Source organism: Mesorhizobium sp. M0195 (genome assembly GCF_040322115.1).
In the GTDB taxonomy this organism is placed as follows: domain Bacteria; phylum Pseudomonadota; class Alphaproteobacteria; order Rhizobiales; family Rhizobiaceae; genus Mesorhizobium.
Genome location: NZ_JAMYSV010000019.1, coordinates 46030 through 61629, shown reverse-complemented (window position 1 = coordinate 61629; position 15600 = coordinate 46030). Strand labels below are relative to the sequence as shown.

The following is a 15600-nucleotide window of genomic DNA, read 5'->3' as shown; positions in this document are numbered from 1 at the left end:
GATCGACTTCGAAGCAGCGCTGGGCTGCTTCCGCCAGGATTGCTGTCTCAGGCGACGAAGCCGAGGCGCGCCGCAGCCATGGCCCCGGTCTGGCCGGGCATGGTGTTGGCCAGGCGCTGGCGCTCGAGCGCGGTCGTCAGGTTCATTTCGCGGCGGGCAAAGAGGCGGGCAAAAAGCTTCATGATCATCTCCATTCAGTTGCTCAGACGGGTCGCCTTCGCTTGATGGAGTGGGGCAGCTCGTTTGTTGATGATCATATAGGCTTACGTGAGGGGAAACTAAATCGCAAAAGCGAAGCACTTGATATGAAAAGCGACACGGAATGCGACAAATTTGGGCAACCTGCCCAGGATTTTCGATTATTTACAATGTGTTGATTGCCAGTGCGGGCTGCTATGCGACTTGCTCATATGCGGCATGCGACGGCGACATGGCTCGGGAAAATCATTTGAATACAAACAAAAAGGCCTGCCGGGCTGATCTGCGCGGCAGGCCTCAGCTGTTGATACACACGGTTTACTTTGCTCCAGCCCAAGATCCCACACCATGGCGAGTGCCGGTCTTGGCATCGGCAGCTTCGGGCCAGCCGATATCCTTCTGCAGTTCAATCGGCAGCGCGCGGATGGCTCGTTCCGTCTGGTAGCGGGCACGGGCCTCGCTGAACTCGGTCGCGATCCGACCGATGGATGACAGGATAGACATCTCATTCTCCTTCGCGTTGGGCCGGGATTGTCCCGGCGCTTGCAGCGTCAGGCGGTACACCGGGTTTGTTTCAGCTTCATTTCGTGTCGATTGCAGGTCCGTGTCATGGTTGTTTCGGGACCACGTCGATGCGTCCTGCCTTCGATGGAGTTGACTATCCTCCCAAACTGATGTTCAATCAAACGAAATGGAATGATGGTTTGCATCAGAAAAATTGAAGGTCGCTTGCCATGAACGCCCCACTCAATCATCCGCTGCCGCTGCTCGATCTCGACGTTCTGCGCACTTTCGTCGCAATCGCCGAGACCGGGAGCTTCACCACTGCGGCCAATGCGGTCTTCCGCACGCCGTCGGCCGTCTCCATGCAGATCAAGAAGCTGGAGGACATTCTCGGCCGCTTGGTGTTCGCGCGCGACGCCCGTTCGGTGACGCTGACCACCGATGGCGAGATGCTGCTCGGCTACGCGCGCCGGCTGCTGTCGATCAATCGCGAGGTGGTGTCGAAGTTCATCATTCCAGACATTGTCGGGGTGGTGCGGCTCGGCTCGCCGGACGATTATGGCGAACGTGTGCTGCCGCATGTGCTGAAGCGATTCGCACAGTCGCATCCTTCCATCGCGGTCGACGTCACCATCGACCAGAGCGTCAACCTGCGCCGTCGCATGGACGATCGGGCACTCGACATCACGCTGCTCACCAACTCATACAAGACCAGCGCGATCGGCGCCGAAGTACTGCTCACCGAGCCTATCGTCTGGGCCGGTGCCAAGGGGGGCTGTGCGCATCTGCGCGAGCCGCTGCCGGTCTCCTTGTGGGAAGAAGGCTGCGCCTGGCGGGCGGGTGCATTGGAGGCGCTTGGCCGCGAGGGCCGCAACTACCGTATCGCCTATATGAGCGCGCACACGGCCGGCCAGCGCGCCGCGATCATGGCGGATCTTGCAGTCGCGCCGCTGCCGAAATCGTTCCTCGGCAGCGACATGGTCGAGCTGTGCCCGAAGGACGGCATGCCTGACATCGGCACCTACAACCTCGCCATGGTGGTGACGCCGGACGCCAGCGCGCCGGTGAAGGCAGTCGCCGACCATATCCGAGCGACGTTTGAGATGTTCAGGGAAACTGGGAAGTTCTGAGCCAAACTACGACCTGAGCGGCGCAACCAGATCGCGAGGGGTTCCATCGCGGTCTGCCCTTTGCAGCGACAACTCTCCTGCCTTGGCATGATAACTGTCAGTTTCGTTGGTCAAGAAGGCCACTATGCTGTCCCGCGCGCGTCGCGCCTCCGGCATGTCGATCAATGGCCAGACATGGAACATGCCTTGCTCGTGGACGACCTCAATTTCGACGCCGGCCGCGCGTGCCTTTTCCGCGAAGATCAGATTGTCGGGTGTAAGCAGATCGCGTGAACCGGTCAGCAGCAGCGTTTTGGGCAGCACCGACAGGTCGCCGTAAACCGGGCTGATGCGCCAGTCGGTGGGATCTATGCCGGCGCTGTAAAGCCGGATCGCCTCGCGGCCGCCGGCAATGCCCAGCCATGGATCGTTGCGTTCAGCCTCATACATTTCTGGGTTGGCGAGCGATACGTCGAGGCCGGGCGAAATCAGCACGTGGCGTGATGGCAAGGGCAGGCCGTCTTGCGCAGCCATCATGGTCAGCACGACAGCCATGTTTCCGCCGGCGGAATCGCCCATGAAGATGATGTCATTTGCCCTGGTTTCGCCGAACATCTGGCGGTAGACGGCGCCGACCATACCGAACATCGCGTGGAAATCGTGTTCGGGAGCAATGGGATAGATCGGCACGGTGATACCGAACCCGAGGCGGTCGGCCATGTCGGCGATCAGCCGCCAATGATAGGGGGTGATTTCAAAGACGTAAGCGCCGCCGTGCAGGTAGAGAATCCGCCTCCGCTCGCCAGCCTTGGGCGCGATCTCGTAGACGGGAAAGCCGTTGATCGTGCGGGTTGTGATCTCCAGGCGCGACCGCAGCGACGCAGGCGGCCGATGGTTTTCCGTCTTGCGCGCATAGGCGATCCAGCGCTGCAGGTTCTCCGGGCTGGAAAACGCCTTCTTACGGCTGTACCTGAGCACGAACGAAACGACGTGGCTTTTGAGACTGGGCATGCAGATACACGGACTTCGGCTGAGCCGACTAAGAGAACCCCCGACTATTTTGAAGATTGTGTCGCCACCAAAAAAGTCAATATTTATGCAATCTCAACACGGTGGTTTGACTCCAGCTGGCGATAAAGCCTCAGGTCCATGAAGTCGCTAGCCCACCTGGGCAGCTCAGCGCCGCGGGCGGCAGTGCGGCGCGCAGCCGATTGCTGGGTGCAGCCGGAGCCGCATTGCGGCCCCGGCGAATACCAAGCAGCTTGCATTTGTCGATGAAGTTCATCCGCGCTGCATGCCCCAGCCGACCGAAAGCTGCCTTTCGCTTGAACGCGGCGACACCGGCCAGCCAATGTCCTTCTGGATCTCAGGCGGCAAGCTGTTGAGGATGCGCAGCGACTTGCGCGCTTCGCGTGTTTTCTTGAAGGCCGCACCATAGCGGCCGAGGCTTCCGAACATCGACATCTTGATCTCCTTTGGAGCGTTGCGGTGGCCGACAACTGTTTCTGCCTGCCGTTCGATGCCGGTTAAATGCTCCGCACATGTATCTGGCGGATTTCACGAAAACGCGATTTCGTTTCCAGATCGGCGCGATCTGGAAACATTTGCATACAAATGAAAATAGAAAGGCTGACAGCCGAGCGGAGGCGAGTCATCCCCGCCCGCGCCGCGCGGCGTGGCCTTCGCGCGAACGCCGTCGCGGGGCAGCGTCGCCGGCAATGCCGTCTTCGCTCACCGTCTTGCGCGGCGGCAGTTTCACCGCCGCCGACAGCTTGGGGAACGGGTCGATCTTATTTGGGAGCGCCATGGCATAAACGAAATGTTCCTGGAATTTCGGCTCCAGCGCCGTCTCGATCTTCTCGATCCTGCTGACGGTTTCCTCGATCTCGCGGCGATAGCCGCGGTTCAGGAGCGCCATGCGGGCGCCGGCGCCGGCCGCATTGCCGACGGCCGAGACCTTGTCGAGGTCGCAGTCCGGGATCAGGCCCAGCACCATTGCGTATTTCGGATCGATGAACGAGCCGAACGCGCCGGCAAAATGGATACGGTCGACATGTTCGGTGTGCTGCTTTTCCATCAAAAGCTTGGTTCCGGCATAAAGCGCCGCCTTGGCAAGCTGGATGGCGCGCACGTCGGTCTGGGTAATGGTGATCTTGGGCTCGCCTTCCTTCAGCACATAGGAGAAGGTGCGGCCATTGGCGACGACGCGAGGCGAGTGGCCGCTCAGCGATCCATCGACGACGCCGTCCTCGGAAATGATGCCGGCGAGGTACATCTCGGCTACCACCTCGATGATGCCGGAGCCGCAAATGCCGGTGACGCCGGTCGCCTGCACGCTGTCGAGGAAGCCCGGCTCGTCGGACCAGAGTTCCGAGCCGATAACGCGGTATTTCGGCTCCAGCGTTTCGGGATCGATACGGACGCGTTCGATTGCACCCGGTGCGGCGCGCTGGCCACCGGAGATTTCCGCACCCTCGAAGGCCGGGCCGGTTGGCGAGGAGGCCGCCACGACCCGCTGGCGATTGCCGAGCACGATCTCGGCATTGGTACCGACATCGACGATCAGCATCATCTCGTCCTGCCGATGCGGGCCTTCCGACAGCGTCACTGCAGCCGCATCAGCGCCGACATGGCCGGCAATGCAAGGCAGCATGTAAAGCCTGGCGCCCTGGTTGAGTTTCAAGCCGATATCCGATGCCTTGATGTGCACGGCGCCGGAGACGGCTAGCGCGAAGGGAGCGCCGCCGAGTTCGGTCGGATCGATGCCGAGGAACAGATGATGCATGATCGGATTACCGACGAAAACGGAATCCAGGATATCGTTACGCTGGACGTTGCCTTCGGCGCAGACCTTGTCGACGAGGCCCGAAATGGCCTCGCGCACGGCGACCGTCATGCCTTCGCGGCCGTCCGGGTTCATCATCACGTAAGAGACGCGGCTCATCAGATCCTCGCCGAAGCGGATCTGCGGATTGGAGGTGCCCGACGAGGCGGCGACCCGACCCGACAGCAACGACACCAGATGCATGGCGATCGTGGTCGAGCCGATATCGCAGGCAAGCCCGTATGCCTCGTTCTTCAGGCCAGGCCACAGAGCGATGACCCGCGCGGTCTCGCTGTCGGTGTCCTTGTGGATGGCGGCCGTCGCGGTCCAGTTGCCTTTGCGCAAAATGCCTTGCACCTGCGGCAACAGATGGAAATCGAAATCTAGGCTCTTGAGGCCCCAGTCCTTCATCAGCGCGATCTTCAGGCGGTCGAGGTCGCCGAGCGGCTTGTGCATGTCGGGTTCTTCGATCTCGACATAGCACATGCGGATAGCCGCATCGCGGGCGATGACCCTGGTATCGGCGTCCTTGCGGATAGTCTGCGCGTTAATAACGGTGTCCTGCGGCACGTCGACGACGAGATCGCCGAGGATCTGTGCCGAGCAGGACAAGCGGCGCCGCTCGGGGAGCCCGCGAACGCGCTCGTAGCGCTCTTCCTTGGCGCCCTTGGGCGAGAGGTGATCGTTGGAGGAGACGATCTTGTGCTTGGCGAAATTGCCTTCCTGCACCTCGATCTGGCAACGCCCGCAAGTGGCACGCCCGCCGCACACGCTCTCGACGTAGACACCAAGCTGGCGCGCGGCATCCAGAACCGGTGTGCCGACCGGAAACCGCCCGCGCTTGCCCGACGGCATGAACAGCACGAGCGGATCAGTGATGTTGACGGGAGAGTTCATTCGTTCCAGACTTTACTTTCTACGCTGCTCGGGTCTTGGCCACGGCAGCGATGCCGCTGTGTTTCGGTTCCTCCCAGTCGTAAACCCATATCGTGTCGGCCAAGCCATGGCTCAACCCCGGGCCATCCGCGCTTCGCGGCCGCCGCGCCTGCGTCCGCCATTGCCATTGCCATCGCCCGGCGCGTTGACCTGCGTCCGGGCGGCAACGGCCTGGCCGCCTTCAGCAGGCTTGTAGTCCTTGTATGTCCTGATCCAGTTGGTGCAGTTCTCGTCGGTGCCGTTCAGCACGTTGGCGCCGCGCACCGCTTCCATTTCCTGCGGCCGCACCGGGTTCATGATCGCCGAGGTCATGCCGGCGCCGATCACCATCGGGATGAAGGCGGCGTTGATGCCATGACGGTGCGGCAGGCCGAATGAGATGTTGGAGAGGCCACAGGTGGTGTTGACCTTGAGCTCCTCGCGCAGCCGGCGTAGCAGGGCAAATACCTGGCGGCCGGCATCGCCCAGCGCGCCGATCGGCATGACCAGCGGGTCGACGACCACGTCATGCGCCGGAATGCCGAAGTCGGCGCAGCGCTGAACGATCTTCTTGGCGACGGCAAAGCGCACATCGGGGTCCATCGAAATACCGGTCTCGTCGTTGGAAATGGCGACGACCGGAACGTTGTATTTCTTGATCAGCGGCAGGATGGCTTCGAGCTTTTCCTCCTCGCCGGTGACGGAATTGACCAGCGGCCGGCCCTTGGCGACCTTCAGCGCCGCTTCGATCGCGGCGGTCACCGAGGAGTCGATCGACAGCGGCAGATCGACCAGGCCCTGCACGATCTCCAGCGTCTGCACCAGCAGCGCCGGCTCGGTGGCGTTGGGGTCGACTGCGGTGACGCCGGCGTTGACGTCGAGCATGGTCGCGCCGCAGGCGGCCTGCTCCAGCGCATCCTTGATGACGGTCTCAAAATTGCCGGCGATCATTTCGGCGGCGAGCTTTTTGCGGCCGGTCGGATTAATGCGCTCGCCGATCACGCAGAAGGGCTGATCGAAGCCGATGATGATTTCTCGTGTCGCCGAGGCGACGATGGTGCGGGTCATGAAATCTCTCCATCGTGATATAAAGAGTTCTTTATATCGTTATCTGTTTGTGATCAAGCGAATGCTGACGATTCGCGCTGTCAATGCGCGGTTTTGACCATGTCGACCTGGGTTTCGGTGAGGTCGTCATGCAGTATGTGGTCGAGCCGGTCGGCAACGAGCTGGTCGTCGCGGCGGATTTCGCGCTTCCATGGCCGGCGACCCTTCAGCACGCCGGATTCGTCGACGATCTCGGCGACGTATTCTTCCTGGCGATAGGCCATCACATGAACGCCGGACACACCGGGAATTTCCTTCACCTCATTGATGATGTCGATGCAGAGCTGCTTACCTTCCTTCTTCTGATCCTGAGCGCCTTCCAGGCGCTTGACGATCTGATCGGGAATGTGAATGCCCGGCACGTTGGAGCGGATCCATTTGGCCGTCTTGGCCGAGGCCAGCGGCCCGACGCCGCACAGGATGAAGCATTTCTCGGTATAGCCGAGATCGCGGACCTTCTGCATGTAGGTACGGAACATCGGCACGTCGAAGCAATACTGGCTCTGCACGAACTGCGCGCCGGCAGCGATCTTCTTGCCAAGCCGATAGGGCCGGAAATCGATCGGCGGCGCGAACGGGTTGATGGCCGCGCCAAGGAAAAGCTGCGGCGGGGTCGTCAATTTGCGGCCGGACAGGAATTTTCCGTTGTCGCGCATGATACGGCAGGTTTCGAGCAGCGACATGCAGTCGAGATCGAACACCGGCTTGGCGCCGGGCTGGTCGCCGGCCTGCACGCCGTCGCCGGTCAGGCAGAGCATATTGGCGACGCCCATCGCAGCACCCCCAAGCACGTCGCCCTGGATGGCGATGCGGTTCCGGTCGCGGCAGGCGATCTGCATGATCGGGGCATAGCCCATGCGGGTCAGGAGGGCGCAGATGCCGACCGACGACATGTGGCAGTTGGCGCCGGAAGCGTCGACGGCATTGATGGCGTCGACCCAGCCGTCGAAAATCCTGGCGCGGTTGTAGACGTCTTCCGGATCGGCGCTGTCGGGCGGATTGAGCTCGGTCGTCACTGCGAATTCGCCGCGTCTCAATACGCGCTCCAGGCGACCACGCGAGGTGTGGCCGGGCAGGGGATCGAGCGGCAAATGGATGCCGGCCGGATTCTCGTCGGGCTGGCGGCCAATCATGCCGACGCTCCAGTGTTGGTAATGTTCCGGGCCGCATCGCGGGCGGCCGCCGCCTGCGCGGTGACGCGCAGCCACGCGGAGGTCTCGCGCAAGGATTGGTCGACCGGTTTCTGCACCTCCAAAATCCTGTCGCCATGCACCATGTTCCGCGAGCCTTCCCAGGCCTTAACCCAGACGCAGGGCATATCAGGCTCGACCTCGCAATTGCCGTTGGCGCGGACACCGCCACAAGGGCCGTTGCGCAATTGCTTAGGGCAGTTCATCGGGCACGACATGCCGGTCGAGGAAAGGATGCACTGGCCGCACATGCGGCAGTCGAACATGAAACCCTTGACGCGCTTTTCGACGAATTTCACCGGTCCTTCGACGCGGCTGTAGCCGATGCCCTTCCAAAGCGGGTGGAGGAGCAGAAACATGTCGGCGAATTTGGCGTAAAACCATTCGAGCAACCGCGAATGCCGGACCGACCAAAGCCGCACTGCAAACGAACGCTGCACGCGCCGCTGCGGCGACACGTCGGCCGGCTTGTAGTCGGATTTCGGCGCCGCCTTCCTGACGATGGTCGCCTGCGTCAGGCCGGTCTGAGCCGTCGTCGCCGGCATTGATTGGGGATCAGACATTTTCTTTGCCGCCCGCCTTGACCAGAGCTATCAGCCGCTCGCGGTCGTATTTCGCATCGATTTCCTGAAGAGCCTTCTCCGCCTCGGCTTCAAGATCGTCACCGACTAGGATGGGTTCTGCCTTGCGCCATTCGGCAAGATAGTCGTCGGTGCCGCCGGCGCCGGTGCGCATGGCGCACATGTCGATCGCCTCGGTGAAGCGCAGCGGCAGTTCGCGCTTGGCGTTCTGCCGGCCCTTTTTGACGATGACCTGGGCGGGGATGTCGCGCCAGTAGACGACGATCAGATCGGCCATGAATTCCTGCTCCTGCAGAGCGCCGCGCGTCCAATCGAACGCACAAACGATGCTCTACCATCTAACTCCGCTGCATCGTGCCCTCCAAAGATCGATTCCGATGTTTTGGGCCAATGCAGTGGTTTCGAGCATTGCCGGAAGCGCTGTTGGGCTGCTTGTTATGGGACGACGCGGGGGCCTTCAAAAGCGACGCAATCGACGGCCGCGGTTGAAAGCGGAGTCTTTCAGCACAGGTCAGCCGGCGCGGCCATCGAAGCTGCCGACCAGCTTCCTGTGGAAACGCACGTAACCTCGTTCGGTCGTGCCTAGATGCTCCGCGACGATCTCATGGAAGCGCGGCAGGCGGTGGAAGGGAACGGCCGGATAGGAATGGTGCTCCGAATGGTATGGCATGTTCCAGGCCACGAAGCGCACCAGCCTGTTGGTGAAGGTGGTGCGGGTGTTCTCGAGCATGTTGGCGACATGCGGGCACAACGCGTGCTCGGCCAGCAGGTAGGCCCGCAAAAACGGCTGTCCTACCAGCACCGGCACGATCCAGACCCACAACAGCAGCGCCGACTGTATGGTGAGAGATGCGGCCAGCAACACCGCATAACCGATAAGGAACAGCCGTGCTTCGGCAACCACCTTGCCGCGACTCTTTTCCGGTACGAAGCCGTCGCGATTGCGGCCAGCCGCATTGGTTGCGACCACGCGGCCCATGGCGATCCAATAGGGGCCGCCCGACAGATAGCGCAGATATTGGCTGACGGTCTCCGGCTTCGGCGCCCTCAGTTCGGGGTCGTTTTCGGGGTCGTGCGTATGGCGGTGATGGGCGAAATGGAAATAGCGGAACCATGCCGGCGGCAGCAGGATCAGGAAGCCGGCCACGGCGGCAACAGCGCGATTGAGCCACGCCGTCCTGAACGCCGTTTCATGGATGGTCTCGTGCAGCGGCGTGAAGAAGAAGACGATCAGGATTCCCTGCGGCAAGACGAGAAGCGGCCAGAACGGGATGCGGGCGGCGATCAACGCGCCCAGCAGGATAACCAGCCCGCCATGGGCGGCCAGCCGGAAAATGCCTGGCCGGTCAAGCCTGGCGGTGAGGTCGCGACGGTCCTCGACCGAAAGGCCGGCAATGATGGTGCGGTGATCGATGTCGCTCATGATGCAATGTTAGCGGCGGGTGGGCATCCGGTAAATCGGCGCGTCACCAGACGCCGTTCGTTATCCCGGTCCAGAGATAGGACCAGACCGTCGGGTGATACCATTGTTTCGAAGGCAGGCCGGGCTCGACCGTGCCGAGCTTGCCGGCCAGCGCATCTCTGACCGCCTCGACGCAGATGTCGCGCGAGAACGCCGCCTGCCGCAACGCGTAGCTTGAAATTGTGTCGCCCGGCTGCGGTTTTGCCGGGTCAGCATCATCGTGCCGAGTTGACCGATGGCCGAGGCCCAGCCTTGCCGTCGCGCCCGTCCGAGAAGCAATTGCTTTTTGGATTCAGGTGCTTCGAGGATAACACTGACCGGCCCGAGTTGATCGGCGACCGCGTTGACGATCGCCCAGATATGCGAGCCGCCTTCGGTGACGACGACGATCGGTCGTTGGTTTGGTTTCGACCGTGCCATGGTTCGCGACCTCCGCAAAGACCTGTTCTTTGCGCGCGAATGCTAGGCTGACCGGGTTAACCCTTGGTGATCGGGGCTCAGCGCTTGAGTTCGAGGATGTCGAGCTTCGATTCGTAATAGGGCGCCGGGAACTCGATGCGCCATTCGCTGGCGCTGTTGCGGAAGGCATAGCCGACCTGATCGCTTTCCGGGCCGCTGCCGTAGGGCTTTGCCGGATCGTCGTTGACGTAGAAGGAACCAAGATAGATGGCGCGTTTCTCGCCATCGTCGAAGAAGCGGCCCTTGGTGCGCTGCGAGCCGGTGATCTTTTCCAGTCTCCAGCCGGAACCATCGTCGCTCACCTTGCATTTGAACCAGCCATAGATGACGAGCGGGCTCAATCCGCCGGCCTTGATGGTGCGGCATTGCCAGTTGCCGGTCAGGTCGTTGTCGGAGAAGGAAACCAGCGGCTTTGCCAGCAAGGCGTCGAGCTGCTTGACCTCGGCTGGATCGCCGGCCTTCGCCTCGTCAAGCGCTGCCTTGCGCGTCTCGCCATATTTGTCGAGCCGCGCCTTGTCGGCAGCCGTTATCAACTTCTGCACCTCGCCGTCGGCGAACGCGGGCATGGTCAAGCAGAGGACAGTTGCTGCGGCAAACATGAGGCGAGCGATCATCGGTGGCGTTTCCCTGTTGATGGCTAGAGCAGCCCGTTTTCTTGTCTGGCGCATACCTTAATGTTTCGCCACGTTCTGTCATCCGTGCTTGGGCATCGACAGCGGAAACGAGGTGGAAAGAATGCGGATCTTGCTGACGGGATCGTCGGGCTGGCTGGGCAGCGCCTTGGCACCGCGCCTGCGGGCCCTCGGCCATGACGTCACCGGCCTCGATCCCGTTCCGTCTTCGGAAACTCCAATCGTCGGCTCAGTCGCCGATCGCGACCTGGTCATGCAGGCGGTCGAGGAGAACCGCATCGAGGCCATCATCCACAGCGGCGCGCTGCACAAGCCCGACATCGAACGTTATCGCAACGAGGATTTCGTCGAGACGAATGTGCGCGGCACGCTCAACCTGCTCGATGCGGCCGCTGCATTCGCGGTTCAGCGCTTCGTGTTTACGTCGACGACATCGCTGATGATTTCCGAGGCCATACGCGCCGGTTTCACGGGAGGCGCGCGCAAGGCGGCATGGCTGACGGAAGACATGTCGCCGGAGCCACGCAACATCTATGGCGTCACCAAGCTTGCCGCGGAACATCTTTGTCGCCTTTACCAGCTCCAGTTCGGCCTTCCGTCGATCGTACTGCGCACCGCTCGGTTCTTTCCCGAAGCAGACGATATGGCGCACGTGATCGAACAGTCGGACGCCAACACCAAAGCCAATGAGCTTTTGTTTCGCCGGCTGACGGTGGAGGATGCTGCCGATGCCCATATCGCTGCCTTGGAGAAAGCACCGCAATTGGGCTTCGACATCTTCATCATTTCGGCACCGACACCGTTCCAGCCCGAGGATTGCGCGGCATTGATCGCCGATGCACCCTCGGTCGTCGCACGCTATTTTCCGGATTATCCGGCACTCTACGCGAAGAAAGGCTGGACGATTTTTTCGTCGATCGACCGGGTCTACGATGCGTCGCGAGCGAGGGACCGGCTGGGTTTCGTCTGCAAGACGAGCTTTGCCGATGTGCTCGCCGGGCTCGAAGCTGAAGAAGGCCTTGCCTAGAAGTACCGTCAAGCCAGGATTGCAGCGCTGGCCAGTTCCTTCGTCAGGTCACCATAGCCGGTCGAGCGCCGCTCATAGGCGAGACCGAGCATTTTCGCCGCCTTTTCGGCGACCTTGTCGAGTTCCGGGTCGTCAGTCTGAGCGATATAGATCAGCTTCTCGTAGTTGCCGAAATAGTCCTTGATCAGCTCCGGGTGCTTGTCCAGGCCGAGCGGCTTCATGAAGAAGGCATCGAATTGCCGGCAGAGGAAATCGGTCATGTAGAACGACATCATGTCATCATCGGCGACCTTCGCATAGGTATCCATGCCCTGGTAGAAAGCAAAGCAATGCGGCCCGGCCATGCGCTCGACGCCATGCTTCTCGCAGATCCGATCGAGCAAGCCACCCGTGCCGCAATCGGCATAGCCGACGAAGATGTGTCTGTAGCCGTCGGTCTTGGCCTTCTCGATTGCCTTGTCCATGGCCGGCGCGATGCGGTCCGGATAGAAGTGGAACTCCGCTGGCAGGCAGGTCAGGTCGAGATGGTCGAGCCCAAGCTGCTCCTTGACCGCCAAAACCTCGCGCGCAATCATCCCGCAGGCGATGACGAGCAGCCTGTCGCCCTGATCGGATTGTTGTTTTCGCGCGGTAGTCATGGAACCAGTCTAATCCATCTTCGTTGCTGTCCAGCGAATTTATATGCTGAGGGAGACACCATTCATGAAATTGTTCCGCGTTGCGCCAATCGCTATTCTCGCCTGCGCCTTGGCTGTTTCGGCCTGCGCCAACACGGTGCGCGGCGTCGGTAAGGATATCAAATCCACTGCTAAAGCTGTTGACGATACCGTCAAGAAACCCTGATCCGCACGGCTCTAAACATTTGGGAATAAAAAAGCCGCACTGCAAGGCGCGGCTTTTCTCGTTGGTGCCGGACTTATTGACCTCAGGCCGAAGCGCGGACGTTGTGCTTGCGCTTCATGAAGTCCTTGGCGGTCTCGACCGCCACCGCGGCGTCGCGGCAATAGGCGTCGGCACCGACGGCTTTGCCGAATTCCTCGTTGAGCGGCGCACCGCCGACCAGCACAACATAGTCGTCGCGAATGCCCTTTTCCTTCATCGTATCGATGACGACCTTCATGTAAGGCATGGTCGTCGTCAGTAGCGCTGACATGCCGATAATGTCGGGCTGGTGCTTTTCGATGGCATCGAGATATTTTTCGACCGCATTGTTGATGCCGAGGTCAATGACATCGAAGCCGGCGCCTTCCATCATCATGCCGACCAGGTTCTTGCCGATATCGTGGATGTCGCCCTTGACGGTGCCGATCACCATCTTGCCCTGCTTTGGCGCGCCAGTGGCGACAAGCAGCGGACGCAGGATGAACATGCCGGCCTTCATCGCGTTGGCCGACAGCAGCACTTCGGGAACGAACAGGATGCCATCGCGGAAATCCTCACCGACGATGCGCATGCCTTCGACCAGAGCCTCGGTCAGCACCTTGTAAGGCGCCCAGCCGCGCTCGAGAAGGATATTGGTGCCTTCCTCGATTTCTTCCTTCAACCCGTCATAAAGATCGTCGTGCATCTGCTGCACCAACTCGTCGTCGGAGAGTTCCGAAAGGATGATCTCGTCGTCGGCCATTTTTTCTCAGGCTCCTTGCCGGCTACAACTATCGCGGCAGCTTAAAAAATATCGCGCCAATACCTAACCCGCATGGGCCGGTTGTCCATAGCTGATTTGCGACTTCCCGCAAAACGAAAGCGACCGTAAATCTCTTGGAATTCTTGTCGATTTTGCGACAGGCGTTGGCGCTGGCGGGCCGTTTCGAATAGGGTGCATGGCTACGATCCGGCCAGAGACCGCAATATGCGGCCGCAAACGGATTTCAGGCCGGTACAAGAGCCCGGCCGGAGTAAATCAAGGCCAGAACGAAAGCCAGGGAAGAACGATTATGAGTGAGAACGCGCCGGTCGATCAGGAAGCGTCAAACGCGCGGCGCGGACGCGCTGCCAGCGGTGGCGCCGCAGCCCGACGGGCTGCACGTTCGGGCGGCGGCCCCGGCACACAGCTCACCTATATCAAGCGCAAGATCAACGTCTATGAAGTGCTGGACGAGGAAGGGCTGGCGCTGATCGAAAAGAACACCGACACGGTGCTGGAGGAGATCGGCATCATCTTCCGCGACGACGCCGAGGCGCTAAAGCTTTGGAAAGAGGCGGGCGCCGACGTCAAGGGCGAGCGGGTGCATTTCCCCAAGGGCCTCTGCCGCTCGCTGTTGAAGACCGCTCCGTCCGTCTACACCCAGCACGCTCGCAACGGCGAGCGCTCGGTGCAGATCGGCGGCAACGCGACAGTGTTCGCGCCAGTCTATGGACCGCCCTTCGTGCGCGATCTCGACGGCGTCAGGCGCTATGCGACGATCGAGGATTTCCGGAATTTCGTGAAACTCGCCTATATGGCGCCGTCGATCCACCATTCGGGCGGCACGGTTTGCGAGCCGGTCGACGTGCCGGTCAACAAACGGCATCTCGACATGGTCTACAGCCATATCAAATATTCGGACAAGCCGTTCATGGGCTCGGTGACCGCGCCCGAGCGCGCTGAAGACACGGTGGCGATGGCCAAGATCGTGTTTGGTGACGATTTCGTCGAGAACAACACGGTGCTGACCAGCCTGATCAATGCCAACTCGCCGATGGTCTTCGACGAGACCATGCTGGGAGCGCTGAAGGTCTATTCGCGCCACAATCAGGCCTGTATCGTCACGCCGTTCATCCTTGCCGGTGCGATGAGCCCGGTGACGGTCGCCGGCACGCTGACACAGGTTTTGGCCGAGGTTCTGGCCGGGGCATCGTTCACACAACTGATCCGGCCGGGTGCGCCGGTTCTGTTCGGCACCTTCGCCTCGTCGATCTCGATGCAGTCGGGCGCGCCGACTTTCGGCACGCCGGAGCCGTCGCTGGTCTCGTATGGCGCCGCACAGCTTGCCCGCAGGCTCGGCCTGCCGTTCCGCACCGGCGGTTCGCTCTGTGCTTCAAAAATCCCCGATGCGCAGGCCGCCTACGAGAGCGCCAACACGCTGAACTCGACGATCCTGGCCGGCACCAATTTCGTGCTGCATTCGGCCGGCTGGCTCGAGGGCGGTCTCGCCTCCTGCTACGAAAAGTTCATGATGGATATCGACCAGCTCGGCATGACGCAGAAGTTCTCCGAAGGCGTCGACCTGTCGGAAAACGGCCAGGCGATGGACGCCATCCGCCAGGTTGGCCCGGGCAGCCACTATCTCGGCTGCGACCACACCCAGGCGAATTTCCAGACCGCGTTCTACCGTTCCAACATCGCCGACAACAATTCTTACGAGCAATGGCTGGCCGAAGGCGAAAAAACCGCGCCGCAGCGCGCCAACGAGCTCGCCCGCCGCTGGCTGGAAAGCTACGAGGCGCCGCATCTCGATCCGGGTATCGACGACGGGCTGAAGGACTTCATTGCCAGGAAGAAGGCGTCGATGGCCGACGCCTTCACCTGAAAGGAGCCCGAATCAGGCGGGGCTAAAGTCGCCAACATCATCCACAAGGAAGTCTGGCGGAGCGCCTTCTCCGACCCGGACAA

17 protein-coding genes and 1 pseudogene are annotated in these 15600 nt (G+C 61.2%); 4 read left to right on the top strand and 14 right to left on the bottom strand.

Going from position 1 to position 15600, the window contains the following annotated elements; genetic code table 11:
* Nucleotides 1–47: 47 nt before the first annotated feature.
* Nucleotides 48–194 carry a hypothetical protein gene (locus tag NKJ12_RS26250; RefSeq protein WP_198030510.1) on the bottom strand — a complete coding sequence of 49 codons (147 nt, stop codon included), beginning with the start codon at nt 192–194 and terminating at the stop codon, nt 48–50.
* A 322-nt stretch (nt 195–516) separates the two neighbouring features.
* Nucleotides 517–702 carry a hypothetical protein gene (locus NKJ12_RS26245; protein WP_023719925.1) on the bottom strand — a complete coding sequence of 62 codons (186 nt, stop codon included), beginning with the start codon at nt 700–702 and terminating at the stop codon, nt 517–519.
* 230 nt (nt 703–932) lie between these two features.
* Here NKJ12_RS26245 and NKJ12_RS26240 point away from each other — a divergent pair, with 230 nt between their 5' ends.
* Nucleotides 933–1832 (top strand): LysR substrate-binding domain-containing protein, encoded by a 900-nt coding sequence (locus tag NKJ12_RS26240; RefSeq protein ID WP_352706038.1) that lies wholly within the window; start codon nt 933–935, stop codon nt 1830–1832.
* 6 nt (nt 1833–1838) lie between these two features.
* On the opposite strand, the gene NKJ12_RS26235 is transcribed toward NKJ12_RS26240, so the two are convergent.
* The 10 genes and pseudogenes from NKJ12_RS26235 to NKJ12_RS26190 all read right to left on the bottom strand — a co-directional run bounded on the left by NKJ12_RS26235 (nt 1839) and on the right by NKJ12_RS26190 (nt 10963).
* A complete protein-coding gene (locus NKJ12_RS26235; RefSeq protein ID WP_352505745.1) occupies nt 1839–2822 on the bottom strand; it encodes an alpha/beta hydrolase in 984 nt (327 codons plus the stop codon).
* A 270-nt stretch (nt 2823–3092) separates the two neighbouring features.
* Nucleotides 3093–3275, bottom strand: coding sequence for a hypothetical protein (locus tag NKJ12_RS26230; RefSeq protein ID WP_352477599.1), 183 nt, complete (start codon nt 3273–3275; stop codon nt 3093–3095).
* A 187-nt stretch (nt 3276–3462) separates the two neighbouring features.
* Nucleotides 3463–5532: an ASKHA domain-containing protein gene (locus NKJ12_RS26225; protein WP_352688163.1), complete on the bottom strand. Its 2070-nt coding sequence runs from the start codon at nt 5530–5532 to the stop codon at nt 3463–3465.
* Between the two features lie 111 nt (nt 5533–5643).
* Complete coding sequence (locus NKJ12_RS26220; RefSeq protein WP_023676516.1) at nt 5644–6618, bottom strand: methyltetrahydrofolate cobalamin methyltransferase; 975 nt, start codon at nt 6616–6618, stop codon at nt 5644–5646.
* 80 nt (nt 6619–6698) lie between these two features.
* The gene (locus NKJ12_RS26215; RefSeq protein ID WP_352477600.1) at nt 6699–7790 is read right to left on the bottom strand and encodes a methylenetetrahydrofolate reductase; all 1092 of its coding nucleotides are present in this window, start codon (nt 7788–7790) and stop codon (nt 6699–6701) included.
* Nucleotides 7787–8410, bottom strand: a complete 624-nt coding sequence (locus tag NKJ12_RS26210) for a methylenetetrahydrofolate reductase C-terminal domain-containing protein (RefSeq protein WP_352505747.1) — start codon at nt 8408–8410, stop codon at nt 7787–7789. The genes NKJ12_RS26215 and NKJ12_RS26210 overlap by 4 nt, the downstream gene beginning before the upstream one ends.
* Nucleotides 8403–8705: a virulence factor gene (locus NKJ12_RS26205; protein WP_352505748.1), complete on the bottom strand. Its 303-nt coding sequence runs from the start codon at nt 8703–8705 to the stop codon at nt 8403–8405. Before NKJ12_RS26205 ends, NKJ12_RS26210 begins: the two co-directional genes overlap by 8 nt.
* Before the next feature lie 234 nt (nt 8706–8939).
* Nucleotides 8940–9851 (bottom strand): fatty acid desaturase, encoded by a 912-nt coding sequence (locus NKJ12_RS26200; RefSeq protein ID WP_352505749.1) that lies wholly within the window; start codon nt 9849–9851, stop codon nt 8940–8942.
* A gap of 43 nt (nt 9852–9894) precedes the next feature.
* Nucleotides 9895–10310: pseudogene (locus NKJ12_RS26195) on the bottom strand (hypothetical protein).
* A gap of 77 nt (nt 10311–10387) precedes the next feature.
* Nucleotides 10388–10963, bottom strand: coding sequence for a DUF4893 domain-containing protein (locus tag NKJ12_RS26190; RefSeq protein ID WP_352706036.1), 576 nt, complete (start codon nt 10961–10963; stop codon nt 10388–10390).
* Between the two features lie 121 nt (nt 10964–11084).
* Between NKJ12_RS26190 and NKJ12_RS26185 the strand changes: the two genes are divergently transcribed.
* The gene (locus tag NKJ12_RS26185) at nt 11085–12008 is read left to right on the top strand and encodes an NAD-dependent epimerase/dehydratase family protein (RefSeq protein WP_254818172.1); all 924 of its coding nucleotides are present in this window, start codon (nt 11085–11087) and stop codon (nt 12006–12008) included.
* 8 nt (nt 12009–12016) lie between these two features.
* Here NKJ12_RS26185 and NKJ12_RS26180 read toward each other — a convergent pair whose 3' ends face one another.
* Entirely contained in the window at nt 12017–12646 is a 630-nt protein-coding gene (locus tag NKJ12_RS26180) for a DUF1638 domain-containing protein (RefSeq protein ID WP_254818173.1), read from the bottom strand.
* A 64-nt stretch (nt 12647–12710) separates the two neighbouring features.
* On the opposite strand from NKJ12_RS26180, the gene NKJ12_RS26175 reads away from it, so the two are divergent.
* On the top strand, nt 12711–12851 hold the full coding sequence (locus NKJ12_RS26175; RefSeq protein ID WP_023676507.1) for an entericidin A/B family lipoprotein: 141 nt from the start codon (nt 12711–12713) through the stop codon (nt 12849–12851).
* Nucleotides 12852–12933: 82 nt separating this feature from the next.
* On the opposite strand, the gene NKJ12_RS26170 is transcribed toward NKJ12_RS26175, so the two are convergent.
* Entirely contained in the window at nt 12934–13632 is a 699-nt protein-coding gene (locus NKJ12_RS26170; RefSeq protein ID WP_023676506.1) for a cobalamin B12-binding domain-containing protein, read from the bottom strand.
* 310 nt (nt 13633–13942) lie between these two features.
* Here NKJ12_RS26170 and NKJ12_RS26165 point away from each other — a divergent pair, with 310 nt between their 5' ends.
* Nucleotides 13943–15517 (top strand): trimethylamine methyltransferase family protein, encoded by a 1575-nt coding sequence (locus NKJ12_RS26165; protein WP_254818174.1) that lies wholly within the window; start codon nt 13943–13945, stop codon nt 15515–15517.
* Nucleotides 15518–15600: the final 83 nt, after the last annotated feature.

Excerpts from the sequence above, each read along its gene's own strand:
- NKJ12_RS26250 (WP_198030510.1), bottom strand. The coding sequence starts at position 194 with ATGGAGATGATCATGAAGCTTTTTGCCCGCCTCTTTGCCCGCCGCGAA.
- NKJ12_RS26245 (WP_023719925.1), bottom strand. The coding sequence starts at position 702 with ATGTCTATCCTGTCATCCATCGGTCGGATCGCGACCGAGTTCAGCGAG.
- NKJ12_RS26240 (WP_352706038.1), top strand. The coding sequence starts at position 933 with ATGAACGCCCCACTCAATCATCCGCTGCCGCTGCTCGATCTCGACGTT.
- NKJ12_RS26235 (WP_352505745.1), bottom strand. The coding sequence starts at position 2,822 with ATGCCCAGTCTCAAAAGCCACGTCGTTTCGTTCGTGCTCAGGTACAGC.
- NKJ12_RS26230 (WP_352477599.1), bottom strand. The coding sequence starts at position 3,275 with ATGTCGATGTTCGGAAGCCTCGGCCGCTATGGTGCGGCCTTCAAGAAA.
- NKJ12_RS26225 (WP_352688163.1), bottom strand. The coding sequence starts at position 5,532 with ATGAACTCTCCCGTCAACATCACTGATCCGCTCGTGCTGTTCATGCCG.
- NKJ12_RS26220 (WP_023676516.1), bottom strand. The coding sequence starts at position 6,618 with ATGACCCGCACCATCGTCGCCTCGGCGACACGAGAAATCATCATCGGC.
- NKJ12_RS26215 (WP_352477600.1), bottom strand. The coding sequence starts at position 7,790 with ATGATTGGCCGCCAGCCCGACGAGAATCCGGCCGGCATCCATTTGCCG.
- NKJ12_RS26210 (WP_352505747.1), bottom strand. The coding sequence starts at position 8,410 with ATGTCTGATCCCCAATCAATGCCGGCGACGACGGCTCAGACCGGCCTG.
- NKJ12_RS26205 (WP_352505748.1), bottom strand. The coding sequence starts at position 8,705 with ATGGCCGATCTGATCGTCGTCTACTGGCGCGACATCCCCGCCCAGGTC.
- NKJ12_RS26200 (WP_352505749.1), bottom strand. The coding sequence starts at position 9,851 with ATGAGCGACATCGATCACCGCACCATCATTGCCGGCCTTTCGGTCGAG.
- NKJ12_RS26190 (WP_352706036.1), bottom strand. The coding sequence starts at position 10,963 with ATGATCGCTCGCCTCATGTTTGCCGCAGCAACTGTCCTCTGCTTGACC.
- NKJ12_RS26185 (WP_254818172.1), top strand. The coding sequence starts at position 11,085 with ATGCGGATCTTGCTGACGGGATCGTCGGGCTGGCTGGGCAGCGCCTTG.
- NKJ12_RS26180 (WP_254818173.1), bottom strand. The coding sequence starts at position 12,646 with ATGACTACCGCGCGAAAACAACAATCCGATCAGGGCGACAGGCTGCTC.
- NKJ12_RS26175 (WP_023676507.1), top strand. The coding sequence starts at position 12,711 with ATGAAATTGTTCCGCGTTGCGCCAATCGCTATTCTCGCCTGCGCCTTG.
- NKJ12_RS26170 (WP_023676506.1), bottom strand. The coding sequence starts at position 13,632 with ATGGCCGACGACGAGATCATCCTTTCGGAACTCTCCGACGACGAGTTG.
- NKJ12_RS26165 (WP_254818174.1), top strand. The coding sequence starts at position 13,943 with ATGAGTGAGAACGCGCCGGTCGATCAGGAAGCGTCAAACGCGCGGCGC.